Here is a 15,200-nt window from a genome sequence, read left to right as displayed (position 1 = left end):
CTACACACAAACGGGAAATCAATAATTTTAGAAAAGGGGGAGAACCTTGACCTGATAACACGGATTTTTAATCCATGTTATCTGGTTTGTTTTAATGGATTTCCCTGATTTAGGACTACTTCCCAATATAAAAAATCGCAAAAATATTACCAAGCAATTCATCATTCGTCACCTGACCGGTAATTTTATCAAAATAGAATAATGGCTTACGAATAGCAATGGCAATAAGCGTAAAAACTTAATTTCTACGTTCAATTATATAAAGCGCATCTGATATTCTTTCGGCAAATTCATTGTCAATCGTTTCATAATAGAAAAATCCCTGTTCTAGTAGCTCTTTTTTGTTGATCACCCACATTTGCAGTATGTCAATAGAAGCTTGATCAAGTCCTTCTGACTTCCTACTTGTTTTCATCAGCTCATAGTAATAAGAGTCAAGCAAGTCAATTAAGTTTTTGAAACTGTTATTATCAAAAGTGATGTGCCAGTTGTCGAGAAGAGGGTTTATAGCACCAAATAATTTGTAAATTTCTATAAAAACCTCGTGGTCAAAAGAATCTTTGTGTTTTGTACTATCGATCCACCATGCCATTAAAAAATCGTTAATAGCTTTTTGTTCTTCAGTTGACCAGGTTTCCCAATTAGCATACTTTAGCTTACCCAAAACAACAAAGGTGTCAACAATAAAATCGGTTGTTGAAAGTAACTCAAAAATCCGGGGTAAATAGTGTTTAAAGTCATTGGTGTTTCCCCAGGTTGTGATCGCCTTAAAAGCATACCTCGAAAGATCGTCACCATCTAATTGCCGAAGCGGCTTGGTGTGTATCTTTTCCTTATCGGTAGAAGAAACACAACAGGGACAACCTTCCATTTTTTCATTAAATGGATAGGACGAAAAGGTATCGTAAAGCCTTTCTATTGCTATTTTTAATTCGTCTGTCATTGTTTAGATGGTAGATTTTATATGATGTACTTTTCGATATACTATTTTATCTTTCTTTATTTATTTATATGGGTTAGATAGGAGAGAGGTGTTACAAAATAGGAATAAAAAAGCCTAAAAATTGTTATTTATTATTTCTTCAAAATCTTCTTTTATGAATTCCCAATATTTGCCTTTGAAACAAATTGGATCAAAATCATCATCAGCTTGATCGAAAATAGTAAAGTTTTTAATGATTAATTCGTGATCATGATCATAAGGATATCTTTGTTCGTGTAGTGCTATCATTCGACTTATAGAATAGGAATCAAGTAAATCATGTAAATCCCAGAAATCTTTTTTTCTACCGCCCCTTTGAATAACATCCACCTTCATCGCAATAATTTCTTCAATAGTAGCCATTCTTATTCCATCTACCTCCATGTAAGCTTGGATAAAAGAATCAGTATAGAAAATATCTAATTTTATTGTATTGTTCTCATCATCGCCAATAAAATAAGATGTCCCTAACGCAGGTGGAGTATTTAATGCGTTAACGCAACTAAAAGTAGCTCTCAAAAAAGTTTCAATTTCTTCAAAATCAATTGTACCGTAGTCTGCATCACTAAATAAATCAATGTCTATGGATTCTCTATGTCCAATTTGTAAACTTAAAGCAGTTCCGCCGACTAATCTAAAATTTTCAAAAATAGGCGCATTCATTACAATAATGAGACTATTTTTGAGTAAATCATTTACAGTATTATAATAGAGCATTATGCTTTATTTTTGTTTTTATAGATAGTGTAAGGTTTTCTGCTTGTGTTACAAAGAGCTGTTTCAATTTTAGGTAGTCCATAAAAAGCTTCTAATTCTTTTTTTTCAACTTCATTACCTCTTTCATAAACACGTTGAATAATTGTGCGATATTGCTTGTCCCAATTAATTTTAGAAATATCTGTATCCCAAAAAAGTGATTTTCGTAAATTAGATAGGTTAGGAGTGTGAAGTGCTTTCTTTTTTTCTTGAGCAATTTCGTAATAGGTTTGAAGAAATGCCAATGAGCCTTCTTCTAAACTTAGAGCAGCTTCGATTTTTAAAGCTAATGCAGTATTAAGACTTCTTCTTCCTTTTGTAATAGCATTAATAGTTTGTGGATGTTCTCCTATAGAAAGCGCAAAAGGACGCTGTGAAATCTTTTTTTTAGCTAATAAACGCTCTAAAACGATTCCTGGATGAATGCCTTTATATTTCTCTAATTGAAAACTCATAATACAAATGTAAACAAATTTGTTTATATTTTGTAAAAATGTTGCCAGAGGTTTTATTTCGAGATTGTTAATTAATCCGATGGCGCGGATTTTCAATCCGTGATTATAAAGAAAGATTTATTTCAACAGGTTTTCCTTATTCTACTTCCCAATACAAAAATTCGCAAAAATATTTCCAAGCAACTCATCATTCGTCACCTGACCGGTAATTTCACCAAAATAGAAAAGTGCCTGACGAATATCAATCGCCATAAGGTCGCTGGAAAGATTCGATTGCAATCCCCATTGTACTTTTTGGATTTCTTCCAACGCTTTTAATAACGAATCATAATGACGCGTATTCGTAACGATCGTTTCATTGTTACGCAACGCTCCGGTGTTTACGAACGACAATAATTTTTCCTTTAACGTTTCAACGCCCAGATTTTCTTTGGCACTGATCAATAGAATACCCGGAATTTCCGTTTCGATAATAGCTTTATCCGCTTCACTAATTTTGTCGGCTTTATTTCCAATCACCAATAGCGGTTTTAACGGAAACTGGTTTTTGATTTTTTCGATTTCTACCTGAACGGCTTTTAGATCACCGGTAATGGAAGAACCATCAACTAAATAAACGACTACCTGAGCCTGTTCCATTTTTTCAAAGGTCTTTTTAATTCCGATGCTTTCTACATAATCGGACGTATCACGAATTCCAGCCGTGTCGATAAAACGAAATCCAATACCGTTGATCACTAATTCATCTTCGATCGTATCGCGCGTGGTTCCAGCGATATCCGATACAATGGCGCGTTCTTCGTTTAATAAGGCGTTGAGTAAGGTCGATTTACCCACATTCGGTTCGCCTACAATGGCTACCGGAATTCCGTTTTTGATCACGTTTCCAACGGCAAATGAATCGATCAGTCGTTTTAAAACAAATTCAATTCGATTTAGCAGTTCATAGAATTGTGTTCGATCGGCAAATTCCACATCTTCCTCGGCAAAATCCAGCTCCAGTTCGATTAATGAGGCGAAATTCAATAGTTCCTCGCGTAATTTCGCAATTTCATTACTAAAACCACCGCGCATCTGTTGCATTGCGATCTGATGTGAGGCTTCATTATCCGAGGCGATCAAATCGGCTACGGCTTCGGCTTGCGATAAATCCATTTTGCCGTTTAAAAACGAACGTAAGGTAAATTCCCCGGCATTCGCCATTCGCGCGCCTTTGCGAAGTAGTAATTGGATGATTTGCTGCTGTATAAAAGTCGACCCATGACACGAGATTTCAACAGTATTCTCTCCGGTATACGAATTCGTTCCTTTAAACAACGATACCAAAACCTGATCCAATACCTTATCGCCATCCACAATATGCCCCAGATGTAAGGTATGGGTACGCTGTTTGGTCAGATCTTTTCCGGAAACCGATTGGAAAACCGATGCCGCAAGGGTAATGGCCTCTTTTCCCGAAATACGGATTACAGCAATGGCACCGGCTCCCGAAGGTGTCGCCAGTGCAACTATAGTATCGTGTGAAATCATATGAATCAAGCTAAATGATGGCAAAGGTACAAAAGAAATGCGGTTTAAAACAAAGCGGTTTTAGTAGGGTTAAATAATTGTGAAACTGATTTTTGTAATATGTTTTTTATAATTCTTTTACTAACTTTATAGAAACTATAAATCACAGCATAAATTATGAAAAAGATACTTTTCCCTACCGATTTTTCAGAAACTGCCAACAATGCATTTGTGTACGCCTTAAAATTTGCTAACAAACTACAGGCGGAAGTACTCGTTTTGCATGTTTATGATTTGCCACCGATTTCCTATGAAGGACACGCTACGGCCATAGTAGAAGTTTTTGAAACAATAGAACTCGACAAATTTGAAAATTTTAAAGATCAGATTCCGTATTTGCGAAAAATTGCAGAAGATAACGATCTGGAATATATCAAAATGAACCATATCCTGATGCAAGGTGACCTGATTCATTCGATCAAAGAAGTCGTTAAAGACGAAACAATCGATTTGGTAGTGATGGGAACTACCGGTGCGTCCGGATGGCAGGAAACCTTTTTTGGTTCCAACACCGGAAGTGCGATTACCAATGTTCATAAAAATATACTGAGTGTACCAAACGAAGCCAAATTTGATGTGATCCGGAATATTGCCTTTACAACACGATTCCGCGATCAGGACAAAAAAGCACTGTATGAAGTGATTCAGTTTGCCAAAATGTTTAATGCGAAAATTAAATGCCTGGCAGTAAAGACCAAAAACTTTGAAGGAGATGATGAAGAAATTATTGCCTGGAAAAAAGAATTCGAAAAACAGCCGGTGGAGTTTTTTATCGTTCCCGACGACGATGTAAAACAAACCATTTACGACTTCCTGGATAACCAGCACATCGATATTCTGGCAATGGTTACCTACAAACGTTCCTTCTTTGAAGAATTGTTCAAACAGAGTTTGACTCAGAAATTGTCGTATCATTCTAAAATTCCGATTCTGGTATTGCATGAATAATGGCGCTTACAATGGTCGGAATAATGTAATTACCGGATAAATTGTATAATGATGAAGTAAAACGACTAGGATTAATTGGATATGGATATGGGAAATTTAGAAATTAAAAAGGAACTTCACAGAATCATCGATACGAGTGATGCCAATTCGGCAAGTGATTTTTTTATGTTGGTAACCGACTATATGGCGCAAACTGAAAAAGGCATCATTACCGTTGCAGAAGAAAATATCAGTGATGCCAAAATCAATTGCCATCAGTATTTAAAAGACATTGTATCCGGCTGGGAAGGCTGGTCAAATCTGTTCTTTTAAAGAATAACGAGTATAAACCCTATAAGTATGAAGGACTTTCTGAAATCAGAGAGTCCTTTTTTATTGCCCTTTTACAGCAAACAGGTATTTTGTATTTTTGAAAACTTAAAACCGACTTTTTGAGAACAACGATACTAAAAAAAATACCCGATCCGATTGCTTTTAAAGAAAAACTCTTGTTTTGGGCACAACAATTCCGGGAAATCGCCTGGCTCGACAGTAACGAATATCCGCAGCACTATGGCAGCTATGACGTTTTACTGGCCGTTGATGCTTTTACCGCAATCCAAACCGACACTAAAAATGCTTTCGACGATTTGAATCAGTACCAGTCGCAGGCTAAAGACTGGCTTTTTGGCTATTTGTCTTATGATCTGAAAAACGATACGGAAATCTTACAATCGGAGAATTATGACGGTTTAGGGTTTCCGGATTTGTTCTTTTTTCAACCTAAAAAGGTAATTCTGTTAAAAGGTGATACAATAGAATTACACTATTTGGCGATGTGTGATGATGAAATGGAAAGTGACTGGAGTGAAATACTGACGCAACAGCTACCGGTTACCGAAATAGCAGATTCCATTCACATACAACAACGTATTAGTAAGTCGGAATACCTGTTTAAAGTTGGCAAAATGTTGGAGCATATTCATCGTGGCGATTGCTACGAAGCCAATTTTTGCATGGAATTTTTCGCGGAAAATGCGACGATTAATCCGTATCAGACTTACAAGCAACTTAACGCAATTTCGGAACCGCCATTTGCGACTTTTTTCAAACACAACAAACACTACCTGTTGTCGGCTTCGCCGGAACGTTATTTACGAAAAGAAGGTACAAAAATCATATCACAGCCGATAAAAGGAACGGCAAAACGCCATACAGTCACAGCGGAAGATAACCGTATTAAAGTTGCATTAGCTGCAAACCCGAAAGAGCGTTCCGAAAATATTATGATCGTTGACCTCGTTCGCAACGATTTGTCGCACACTGCCCAAAAGGGAAGTGTACAGGTTGAGGAATTGTGTGGCATTTATACTTTTAAGCAGGTACATCAGATGATATCTACAGTAGTATCGGAAGTAAAAGAAGGGATTACACCGGTTGACATACTCAAAACAACCTTTCCGATGGGAAGTATGACCGGTGCGCCCAAAATAGCCGCTATGCAACGAATTGAAGAACTGGAAGAAACCAAAAGAGGCCTTTATAGCGGTGCGATGGGCTATTTTACCCCGGAAGGCGATTTCGATTTTAATGTAGTTATCCGTAGTATTTTATACAATGCGGCAACGCAATATGTCTCTTTTTCCGTAGGAAGTGCGATTACGGCTGCGGCTTTACCGGAACAAGAATACGACGAATGCCTGCTAAAGGCCAAAGCCATGCGCGAAGTACTCGAAATAACGGCAGGTTAATGTACATTTTGTAAATTTGTAGGAACTCCAATAGGACGGAATTTAAAAAATAAAAATGCTAGAACAGTTACAACAACACCTCAACAAGAATTTTGCTTTCCTGGAAGGGAAACAATTGTTACTGGCCATTAGTGGCGGGATCGATAGTATGGTGTTGTTAGAATTGTTTCGAAATTTACCGTATAGCATTGCTGTAGCGCATTGTAATTTTGGGCTCCGTGATGCTGAAAGCGATGGCGACGAAGACTTTGTAAAACAATGGTGTGCCAAACACAGCATCCGTTTTTTTACAACCCGTTTTGCAACTCAGGACTATGCCGATACCCAAAAATGCTCCATCCAACTGGCCGCACGGGAATTGCGCTACAACTGGTTTTCCGGATTATTGGAAAACGAGGGTTTTGATTATCTGCTAACGGCACATCATCTCGATGATACACTGGAAACCTTTTTGATCAACCTTACTCGCGGTACCGGATTGGAAGGATTAACCGGAATTCCGGCACAAAACGGCACCATAATCCGCCCTTTATTGCCCTTTGGACGCAACGAAATTGAAGCCTATGCCACGGCCAATTCCATAGTATGGCGGGAAGATAGTAGTAATACTTCCGATAAATACCTGCGAAATCGCATACGTCATCAGATTGTACCGATTTTAAAAGAATTGAATCCGAATTTTTTAAACGGTTTTCAGAATACGCTCGGACATCTGCAACAAACGGAAACGTTGGTACAGGATGCCGTTACGGAATTATATTCGAAAATAGTAACCAAAAAAGAAGAGCAGTTGCATATCGCGATTGAAAAGCTCAAATTGATCCCCAATTATAAAGCCTATTTGTATCAATGGTTAAAACCCTACGGATTTACGGCCTGGGACGATATTTATAATCTGATCAATGCTCAGTCGGGGAAACAGCTGTTCTCTGAAAACTACCGACTCTTAAAAGATCGTGACTATTTACTGTTGGAAAAGCAACATACACACCAGACAGAAACGGTCCAAATAACCGAAAATCAGGAAGTAACATTAGAGCAGGTGCGGTTAACAGTATATTCCGTAACAAATGTTACAGAGGACCGGGGTGGTAAGGTTATCTTTGTTGATAAAGATAAGTTAAAATTACCACTGATCTTACGAAAATGGAAAGAAGGTGATTACTTTTACCCATCCGGAATGACAGGCCGAAAAAAAATCAGTAAATACTTTAAAGACGAGAAGTTTTCGCTGATCGATAAAGAAAATTGCTGGTTGTTGTGTTCCGGAGATGAAATCGTATGGGTAGTGGGAAAACGTTCCGACCGCCGTTTTGAAATTGAACAAGAAACCAATAACATTATAAAAATAGAATTACAGCTTTTGTAATTCGATGACCAATACAGTACATGAAAAAGTTAAATGCCCTATTATTTCTGTTTTTTGCTTTTATAAGCACGCAGGCCCAAATGTTGGATCCTGTAAAATGGAAAACTTCTGTAGAAAAAAAATCCGATAACGAAGTCGTTTTAGTATTCGAAGCCACAATCGATAACGAATGGCATATGTATTCCCAATTTACACCCGATGGCGGTGCTTTGCCAACAGAATTTACTTATAAAGACCAGAAAGGAAATTTCGAACTGGTTGGAAAAACCAAAGAAAGTGAATATAAAAAGGTTTTCAACGATGTTTTCGAAGTCGACGAATACTATTTTGCCAACAAAGCCCGGTTTACGCAAACCGTTAAAGTAATCAATCCGAACCTGAAAACGCTTAAAGTAGCGATTTCGTATCAGGTTTGTAAAGAAGCGTGTATCCAACAGGATAAAGTATTTGATTTTACACTTCCGGCATTAAAAATTGATGCTTCCGAAGTAGTTCCTGCTACTACAGGCGATTCGGCATCGGTAGCACCTGCGGCTGACAGTACTAATTTTGTGACGGCAGGAACAACAACGTCAACCACACAACCGGTGGGTAAAAAAGAAGAACAAAAAGGATTGTTTACGATCTTTATCATTGCGTTTCTTTCCGGGTTTGCCGCCTTGTTAACACCATGTGTTTTCCCGATGATCCCAATGACGGTAAGTTTCTTTACCAAACAAAGTAAAAACAGAGCGCAGGGAATCCGTAATGCGGTATTCTATGGTGCTTCGATCGTTATTATTTATGTATTGCTGGGATCCTTTGTAACCGCTGTTTTTGGAGCCGATGCGCTAAATGCATTGTCTACAAACGTATGGTTTAACATTATTTTCTTTGTACTATTAGTGGTATTTGCATCGTCTTTTTTGGGGGCATTCGAAATCATGTTACCAAATTCATGGGCGAATAAAGTAGACCGTCAGGCCGATAGAGGCGGAATCATCGGAATATTGTTTATGGCTTTGGCACTGGCAATCGTTTCGTTCTCTTGTACCGGTCCGATTGTAGGTACCTTATTGGTTGAAGCAGCTTCCAAAGGTGGTATTGCACCAATCGTAGGGATGCTTGGTTTTTCAACAGCTTTGGCATTACCGTTTATGTTATTTGCGATGTTCCCGGGTTGGTTAAATTCGTTACCGAAATCCGGTGGTTGGTTAAACACCGTAAAAGTGTTTTTAGGATTCCTGGAATTGGCTTTAGCCTTTAAATTCCTATCGAATGCCGATTTGGTATTGCAAACACACCTGTTGGAAAGAGAGATTTTCTTAGCGATCTGGATTGCGATTTTCGGAACCTTAGCCTTATACCTATTTGGGAAAATTACCTTACCACACGATAGTCCGCTATCGCATATTTCCGTAGGACGATTGGGATTAGGACTTTTAGTATTGTCGTTTACCATTTATATGATTCCGGGCTTATGGGGCGCGCCGTTAAAATTAATTTCCGGATTCCCGCCACCTATGACGTATAGCGAAAGCCCGTATGGTGTAGGATATACAAAAGGAGGCGGAGCGGCCACGACGGAAGCATTACCGGACGGAGCCAAATTTGGACCTCATGATATTATAGTTTTTACCGATTATCAGAAAGGAATGGCGTATGCGAAATCGGTTAACAAACCGGTATTATTGGACTTTACCGGATTTGCGTGTGTAAACTGTCGTAAAATGGAAGACTTCGTTTGGTCGAAACCGGAAATTCTTTCGATCCTGAAAAAAGATGTGGTGTTGATTTCATTATATGTAGACGACAAACGCGAATTACCGAAGCATGAGCAATATATTTCCAAAGAAACCGGAAAAGAAATCGTAACGATAGGAAACAAATGGAGCGATTTCCAGATTACGCATTATAAAGCGAATGCACAACCGTATTATATCATATTGGACAATCAGGAAAACCGCTTGTCAGAACCGGTAGGTTATACGCCGGATGTAGAAGAATATAAAATCTGGCTGGAAACGGCCATTGCAAAATATAAAAAGTAACAAAAAACCTCCGCATTGCGGAGGTTTTTTTATTTTAGAATATGCTGACTTAAAATTTTATAAACCGCATTGATGTTATCATTTTTACCGAACTGCTTTTTAATTGGAGCGGCTTCACCGGTAATCCAGATTTTCAAATCGGCATCCAGATCCATAAGACCGGCACTTTCTTTCGAAAATTTCTTGATACTGGTATACGGTATCGATTGATAGTCTACTTTCGAACCGGTTAATCCCTGTTTGTCAACCAGGATTAGACGTTTGTTGGTAAAGACAAACATATCGCGAATCACTTTAAAAGCGATTTCAATATGTTCTCCGTCAATTAAAATAGGCTCAAATTCTTTGGCTATTTTTTCGGTGCTTACTTCAGAAGCATTGCCCATGATGGCGTTAAATAATCCCATAATTATGTTTGAATAAAAACAGGCCAAAAGTAAAAATTTGGTTTGATGTTTTACGCTTTTTGTAAAAAATCTTTACGGATTTAGATGATAGGATATTTTGAGTGCTGAAATCAGTAATAAAGAAATTATGGACATTCGTATCAGATAGAAATCGAAATAAGGAAAATAGTAGTATTTTTAATCTATATATTGATCAATGAATACTTTGTTTTTATTTTTTCCAAAAATGTAACAATGAAGAAAATAATTTTATTTTTCGGATTAGTACTGTCACAGGTGGTTCTATCTCAAACAAAACCGATAAAAGATATTGCTCAGGAACTCCAAATCATAGGAGAGAACGATCAGAAAGATCGGGCGCAAATTGAATATATTCAGAGCAAATACGGTAGCCAGTCGCCCGAAATGAATGCCTTATGGAAATCGATTGGAACGAGTGATTCGATTAATATTATAAAAGTCAGTGCCATTTTAGACCGTTACGGTTGGTTGGGACCACAGGAAGTGGGAGAGGAAGAAAGCAAAACCTTGTTTATGGTTGTCCAGCATGCCGATTTGCCGATCCAGGAAAAATACCTGCCGTTAATGCGAAAAGCTGTAATCGACAAAAAAGCCAAAAGCAGCAGTCTGGCCTTACTGGAAGACCGTGTAGCGTTACGCCAAGGAAAAAAGCAAATCTACGGTTCCCAGATTGCGTGGGATATGAAAAATAACCGCAATTATATTTTGCCGTTGGAAGACCCGGACAATGTAGACAAACGCCGCGCCAAAGTCGGACTTCCACCTTTAACGGACTATATCGCCTATTGGAATATGAAATGGGATCCGGAACAGTATAAAAAAGACTTACCGGAAATTGAAAAAATGCAGCAGATGAAAAAGAAGTGATCATCTAAGTTGTTGAAAACAAGTATTTTATTTTACTAAAAAAGCCGTATCTTTAAAACTATACTCTACGCCATGTTAGTAAAAGTTTTTGGAAGCGCTGTTTTTGGAGTGGAAGCCACTACAATCACTATTGAAGTCAATATCGATAAAGGAATTGGCTACCATTTGGTTGGATTACCGGATAATGCGATCAAGGAAAGCAGTTACCGTATCGCGGCGGCACTTAAAAACAACGGCTACCAACTACCCGGAAAAAAGATTGTGATCAATATGGCACCGGCCGATTTGCGGAAAGAAGGATCGGCTTACGATTTACCCATTGCGATTGGAATATTGGCTGCATCCGGTCAGATTAATCCCGAAAATACCGATCGTTTTATGATAATGGGCGAATTGTCTCTCGATGGGAGTCTTTTGCCTATTAAAGGCGCGTTACCCATCGCGATCAAAGCTCTGGAAGAAGGATTTGAAGGATTGATTGTTCCAAAAGAAAATGCCCGTGAAGCCGCAGTAGTTGAAGGAATTACGGTTTACGGTATTTCAAACGTAACCGAAATCATCGATTTTTTTAGAGGCATTGCCGCACCAGAACCGGAAACGGTCGACTTTGAAAAAGAGTTCGGTCCGTTATCGGATTGTTCCGAATTTGATTTTGCCGATGTCAAAGGTCAGGAAAGTATTAAAAGATGTCTGGAAATTGCCGCTGCCGGTGGTCATAATATTATATTGATCGGTCCGCCAGGTTCGGGAAAGACCATGCTGGCCAAGCGATTCCCGGGGATTTTACCGCCTATGACAATGCAGGAAGCGTTGGAAACCACCAAAATCCACAGTGTCGCCGGAAAGATTAAAGAAAGCGGATTGATTCGGCAACGACCATTCCGGTCACCGCATCATACGGCTTCTTCCGTTTCGCTGGTTGGCGGCGGCAGTTATCCGCAACCGGGTGAAATTTCACTGGCGCATAATGGTGTTTTATTTCTGGACGAATTACCCGAATTTAAAAGAGAAGTCCTCGAAGTGTTGCGACAACCGTTGGAAGATCGTGAAGTGACCATCTCAAGGGCGAAATTTACCATAACCTATCCGGCTTCCTTTATGTTGGTGGCGAGTATGAATCCCAGTCCGGGTGGTTATTTTAGCAGTCCCGATGCGCCAATTGCCTCTTCACCGATGGAAATGCAACGGTATTTGGGAAAACTGTCCGGTCCGTTATTGGATCGGATCGATATTCATGTAGAAGTGAATCCGGTACCGTTTGAAAAATTATCGGATATGCAACCCGGAGAAAGCAGTGTGATCATACGGGAACGCGTAACAGCAGCCCGACAATTACAAAACCGACGTTTTGAACATCAGAAAAACATCCATTACAATGCCCAAATGACTACCCGTCAGATTCGGGAGTATTGTATTTTGGACGATCAGGCGTTGCAATTACTAAAAAGCGCGATGGAACGCCTGAATTTATCAGCGCGTGCCTACGATCGGATTTTAAAAGTCGCCCGTACCATTGCCGATCTGGAGGCTTCGGAATCGGTACTTCCGGTTCATATTGCCGAAGCCATACAATACCGTAGCCTCGATCGGGAAGGTTGGCTTGGATAATTAATGTTTCCCGGAATGTATCATTTTAAAAAGATGCAATACGTGTGGAAACAGCGCATCCATCGACTCTTTGGCACCTTTTGTAGAGCCGGGTAAGCAAATGATCAGCGTATCACCGATCAGACCGGCCAGACTTCGGGACAAGATGGAATACGGCATTCGATTTTGTCCGTATTGCCGCAGGTATTCTCCGATACCCGGTATTTCCCGATCCAACATCGGCCGAATGGCTTCCGGAGTGAAATCCCTTTTGGATAATCCCGTACCACCGGTTAGTAGAATCAACTCGATATTTTCGGTAAGATAGTGATTGATTTTGGTTTGTATGGAATCGACACCGTCGGGAATAATGGTATAATCCCGGATCGTTACCGGATGTGCTGCTAGTTTTTCGATAATAGCCTTGCCGGAAGTATCTTCTTTTTGGCCTTTACTAATGGAATCCGAACAGACCACCACCGCTGTGACAATCGGATTTTCAAAAAATTCTCTGTATTTGGATTTACCGCCTGTTTTCTGTAATAACCGTATACTTCGAATTTCGATTTCCGAATCGATAGGCTTTAGCATATCATAAAAAGTAAGTGCTACAACCGATGCGGCATGCATGGCCTCAACCTCAACCCCCGTTTTATAAATCGTTTTAACAGTAACTTGTATTGTGATTTCCATATCCTCGATTGTATACGAAATTCCGGTATATTCAATTGGGATCGGATGGCAATCGGGAATCATATCGGGTGTTTTTTTGGCGGCAAAAAGACCAGCTGCTTTGGCCATTTCAAAAACATCTCCTTTTGGAACAGTTTTATTCCGGATCGCATCAATTGTTTCGGTTTTACTTACTTTAACCACCGCCTGAGCAATGGCGGTTCGCAAGGTGTTATTTTTAGGCGTAATATCTACCATAGTGTATTTGGCTGCATTAATTATGGTTGATCAATCTGCCGATTGACTTTCCAGTGATAGGATTCGTCTTCAAAAATTTCTTTTCCCCAAATAGGAACCTCAGCTTTTATCCGTTCGACGAGTTCATTACAGGCTTGTATGGCCGCCTTTCGATGTTGGGATGAGGTAAAGACAAAAAAGCACAATTCCCCGGTATTAATCAGACCAAGACTGTGATAAACATGCATGCAAACCAAATCGTATCGGGCAAAAATAGCTTCCCGTATTTCGGCTATTTTTTGCTCGGCCATTTCGGTATAGGCAGAAAACTCGATAGACGCTACAGTTTTGCCATTAATCGAATCATTTCGTACCTGTCCGAGAAAGATGGAATGCCCGCCAATATGGGTTTTAAGCAAGTGTCCGGCGATACTTTTTGCCACTTTTTCCGGTGAAATCGGACCTTCAATAAAGCTGTTTTTAAGTTGTTTGTTTTTCATTTTGTAAATAAGGCAATGCCGTTTTTGAGGTTGTAGTAATTTTTATCGGGATAGTGTTTTTGCACCAATGCGATTGCTTTTAGACTACGGATACCGCTCTGACAGGTAAAAACCAATGTTTCGGAATCGGCCAGTTTTTCCAGATGGTATTCGAGTTCCGGCAAGGGAATCGCCATCACATTAAAGCCGACGATTTTGGGTAATTCATCAGTATTTCGGACATCAATTAGCATCGTTTTTTTTCGATAAAAAACGTTTTTCAATGTCTCCAAATCATTGATATGGGTTATGTTTTTACAGTGGTAATCATATGACTGATTTAAAATATCGGTCTTTGTTTTCGGTTTGAATACGGTAGTTTTGGATTTGAACCGGAGTAATTCCGACTGATAATCCAGACTGTTAAAGGTTAATAGCTGTCCGGACATGACTTCACCGATACCGGTAATAATTTTAAGGACTTCATTCGCCTGAAAGTTTCCCATAATACCGGCTAATACACCAATTACACCGGCTTCGTTACAAGATGGAACATGTAACGGATTTGGTATTTCCGGAAAAAGATCCCTTAAGTTGACCGGATTTTCACCGTAATGAAAAACCGATAATTGTCCTTCAAATCGGAAAATGGCAGCATAAACCAATGGTTTTTGCAGTAGTTGGCAAACATCGTTTAACAGATACCGCGTTATAAAATTATCGGTACAATCTACAATAATGGAATAGGAGTCAACCAGTTCAAAAACAGTATCGATACACAGACGATACGGATAGATACGAATGGTGGTGTCACTATTTAGTATTGCGAGTTTTTTTTGTACGATTGTAACTTTCAGATCACCAATATCCTGTTCGTCGTATAGCACCTGACGTTGTAAATTACTAAGCGAAACGGTATCTGCATCAACCACGCCAAGTTCGCCAACACCGGCGGCACAGAGATATTGCAAAACGGGACAACCCAAACCTCCAGCACCAATAACAAGTACTTTAGCATCGGCCAATTTTTGTTGTGCGGTTATCCCAAAACCCGGTAAAATAAGCTGTCTGTTATAGCGTTCCATAGTATA

General features: G+C 39.3%; 15 protein-coding genes. 7 read left to right on the top strand and 8 right to left on the bottom strand.

Translation table 11 applies throughout. From position 1 onward, the window contains the following. Positions 1-238 precede the first annotated feature (238 nt). The 4 genes from ABFU83_RS07800 to mnmE form a co-directional block, all read right to left on the bottom strand. A complete protein-coding gene (locus ABFU83_RS07800) occupies positions 239-943 on the bottom strand; it encodes a hypothetical protein (protein WP_347069964.1) in 705 nt (234 codons plus the stop codon). A 114-nt stretch (positions 944-1,057) separates the two neighbouring features. Continuing rightward, on the bottom strand, positions 1,058-1,645 hold the full coding sequence (locus tag ABFU83_RS07795) for a nucleotidyl transferase AbiEii/AbiGii toxin family protein (RefSeq protein WP_347069963.1): 588 nt from the start codon (positions 1,643-1,645) through the stop codon (positions 1,058-1,060). Positions 1,646-1,698: 53 nt separating this feature from the next. Next, positions 1,699-2,193, bottom strand: coding sequence for a helix-turn-helix domain-containing protein (locus tag ABFU83_RS07790; RefSeq protein ID WP_347069962.1), 495 nt, complete (start codon positions 2,191-2,193; stop codon positions 1,699-1,701). 141 nt (positions 2,194-2,334) lie between these two features. Further along, positions 2,335-3,723, bottom strand: coding sequence for a tRNA uridine-5-carboxymethylaminomethyl(34) synthesis GTPase MnmE (mnmE, locus tag ABFU83_RS07785; protein WP_347069961.1), 1,389 nt, complete (start codon positions 3,721-3,723; stop codon positions 2,335-2,337). A gap of 156 nt (positions 3,724-3,879) precedes the next feature. Here mnmE and ABFU83_RS07780 point away from each other — a divergent pair, with 156 nt between their 5' ends. The 5 genes from ABFU83_RS07780 to ABFU83_RS07760 all read left to right on the top strand — a co-directional run bounded on the left by ABFU83_RS07780 (position 3,880) and on the right by ABFU83_RS07760 (position 9,839). Beyond that, positions 3,880-4,710: a universal stress protein gene (locus ABFU83_RS07780; protein WP_300487162.1), complete on the top strand. Its 831-nt coding sequence runs from the start codon at positions 3,880-3,882 to the stop codon at positions 4,708-4,710. 87 nt (positions 4,711-4,797) lie between these two features. Further along, complete coding sequence (locus ABFU83_RS07775; protein WP_347069960.1) at positions 4,798-5,022, top strand: hypothetical protein; 225 nt, start codon at positions 4,798-4,800, stop codon at positions 5,020-5,022. Between the two features lie 119 nt (positions 5,023-5,141). Continuing rightward, positions 5,142-6,440, top strand: coding sequence for an anthranilate synthase component I family protein (locus ABFU83_RS07770; RefSeq protein ID WP_347069959.1), 1,299 nt, complete (start codon positions 5,142-5,144; stop codon positions 6,438-6,440). A 55-nt stretch (positions 6,441-6,495) separates the two neighbouring features. Next, positions 6,496-7,809 (top strand): tRNA lysidine(34) synthetase TilS, encoded by a 1,314-nt coding sequence (gene tilS / locus ABFU83_RS07765; protein WP_347069958.1) that lies wholly within the window; start codon positions 6,496-6,498, stop codon positions 7,807-7,809. A gap of 20 nt (positions 7,810-7,829) precedes the next feature. Beyond that, positions 7,830-9,839, top strand: coding sequence for a cytochrome c biogenesis protein CcdA (locus ABFU83_RS07760; protein WP_347069957.1), 2,010 nt, complete (start codon positions 7,830-7,832; stop codon positions 9,837-9,839). A 29-nt stretch (positions 9,840-9,868) separates the two neighbouring features. Here ABFU83_RS07760 and ABFU83_RS07755 read toward each other — a convergent pair whose 3' ends face one another. Continuing rightward, the gene (locus tag ABFU83_RS07755) at positions 9,869-10,246 is read right to left on the bottom strand and encodes a PH domain-containing protein (RefSeq protein ID WP_211089559.1); all 378 of its coding nucleotides are present in this window, start codon (positions 10,244-10,246) and stop codon (positions 9,869-9,871) included. Positions 10,247-10,480: 234 nt separating this feature from the next. Between ABFU83_RS07755 and ABFU83_RS07750 the strand changes: the two genes are divergently transcribed. Both ABFU83_RS07750 and ABFU83_RS07745 read left to right on the top strand, forming a co-directional pair. Continuing rightward, entirely contained in the window at positions 10,481-11,134 is a 654-nt protein-coding gene (locus ABFU83_RS07750; RefSeq protein WP_347069956.1) for a DUF6624 domain-containing protein, read from the top strand. Positions 11,135-11,206: 72 nt separating this feature from the next. Further along, entirely contained in the window at positions 11,207-12,742 is a 1,536-nt protein-coding gene (locus tag ABFU83_RS07745) for a YifB family Mg chelatase-like AAA ATPase (protein WP_347069955.1), read from the top strand. Here the strand turns inward: ABFU83_RS07745 and moaCB are convergent, their stop codons facing one another. Genes moaCB through ABFU83_RS07730 form a run of 3 tightly spaced genes read right to left on the bottom strand, consistent with a single transcriptional unit; the run spans position 12,743 to position 15,194 of the window. Then, positions 12,743-13,651, bottom strand: coding sequence for a bifunctional molybdenum cofactor biosynthesis protein MoaC/MoaB (moaCB, locus tag ABFU83_RS07740; RefSeq protein ID WP_347069954.1), 909 nt, complete (start codon positions 13,649-13,651; stop codon positions 12,743-12,745). It abuts the gene before it with no gap. A gap of 20 nt (positions 13,652-13,671) precedes the next feature. After that, the gene (locus ABFU83_RS07735; protein WP_347069953.1) at positions 13,672-14,130 is read right to left on the bottom strand and encodes a molybdenum cofactor biosynthesis protein MoaE; all 459 of its coding nucleotides are present in this window, start codon (positions 14,128-14,130) and stop codon (positions 13,672-13,674) included. Continuing rightward, the gene (locus ABFU83_RS07730; RefSeq protein WP_347069952.1) at positions 14,127-15,194 is read right to left on the bottom strand and encodes a HesA/MoeB/ThiF family protein; all 1,068 of its coding nucleotides are present in this window, start codon (positions 15,192-15,194) and stop codon (positions 14,127-14,129) included. The genes ABFU83_RS07735 and ABFU83_RS07730 overlap by 4 nt, the downstream gene beginning before the upstream one ends. Between the last annotated feature and the right edge of the window lie 6 nt (positions 15,195-15,200).

Origin of the sequence: Flavobacterium sp. WV_118_3 (genome assembly GCF_039778605.1) — a bacterium.
GTDB lineage: Bacteria > Bacteroidota > Bacteroidia > Flavobacteriales > Flavobacteriaceae > Flavobacterium.
This window is presented reverse-complemented; position numbering and strand designations above follow the sequence as displayed.

Excerpts from the sequence above, each read along its gene's own strand:
- ABFU83_RS07745 (WP_347069955.1), top strand. The coding sequence starts at position 11,207 with ATGTTAGTAAAAGTTTTTGGAAGCGCTGTTTTTGGAGTGGAAGCCACT.
- moaCB (WP_347069954.1), bottom strand. The coding sequence starts at position 13,651 with ATGGTAGATATTACGCCTAAAAATAACACCTTGCGAACCGCCATTGCT.
- ABFU83_RS07800 (WP_347069964.1), bottom strand. The coding sequence starts at position 943 with ATGACAGACGAATTAAAAATAGCAATAGAAAGGCTTTACGATACCTTT.
- ABFU83_RS07780 (WP_300487162.1), top strand. The coding sequence starts at position 3,880 with ATGAAAAAGATACTTTTCCCTACCGATTTTTCAGAAACTGCCAACAAT.
- ABFU83_RS07730 (WP_347069952.1), bottom strand. The coding sequence starts at position 15,194 with ATGGAACGCTATAACAGACAGCTTATTTTACCGGGTTTTGGGATAACC.
- ABFU83_RS07795 (WP_347069963.1), bottom strand. The coding sequence starts at position 1,645 with ATGAATGCGCCTATTTTTGAAAATTTTAGATTAGTCGGCGGAACTGCT.
- ABFU83_RS07755 (WP_211089559.1), bottom strand. The coding sequence starts at position 10,246 with ATGGGATTATTTAACGCCATCATGGGCAATGCTTCTGAAGTAAGCACC.
- tilS (WP_347069958.1), top strand. The coding sequence starts at position 6,496 with ATGCTAGAACAGTTACAACAACACCTCAACAAGAATTTTGCTTTCCTG.
- ABFU83_RS07760 (WP_347069957.1), top strand. The coding sequence starts at position 7,830 with ATGAAAAAGTTAAATGCCCTATTATTTCTGTTTTTTGCTTTTATAAGC.
- ABFU83_RS07735 (WP_347069953.1), bottom strand. The coding sequence starts at position 14,130 with ATGAAAAACAAACAACTTAAAAACAGCTTTATTGAAGGTCCGATTTCA.
- ABFU83_RS07790 (WP_347069962.1), bottom strand. The coding sequence starts at position 2,193 with ATGAGTTTTCAATTAGAGAAATATAAAGGCATTCATCCAGGAATCGTT.
- ABFU83_RS07750 (WP_347069956.1), top strand. The coding sequence starts at position 10,481 with ATGAAGAAAATAATTTTATTTTTCGGATTAGTACTGTCACAGGTGGTT.
- mnmE (WP_347069961.1), bottom strand. The coding sequence starts at position 3,723 with ATGATTTCACACGATACTATAGTTGCACTGGCGACACCTTCGGGAGCC.
- ABFU83_RS07775 (WP_347069960.1), top strand. The coding sequence starts at position 4,798 with ATGGGAAATTTAGAAATTAAAAAGGAACTTCACAGAATCATCGATACG.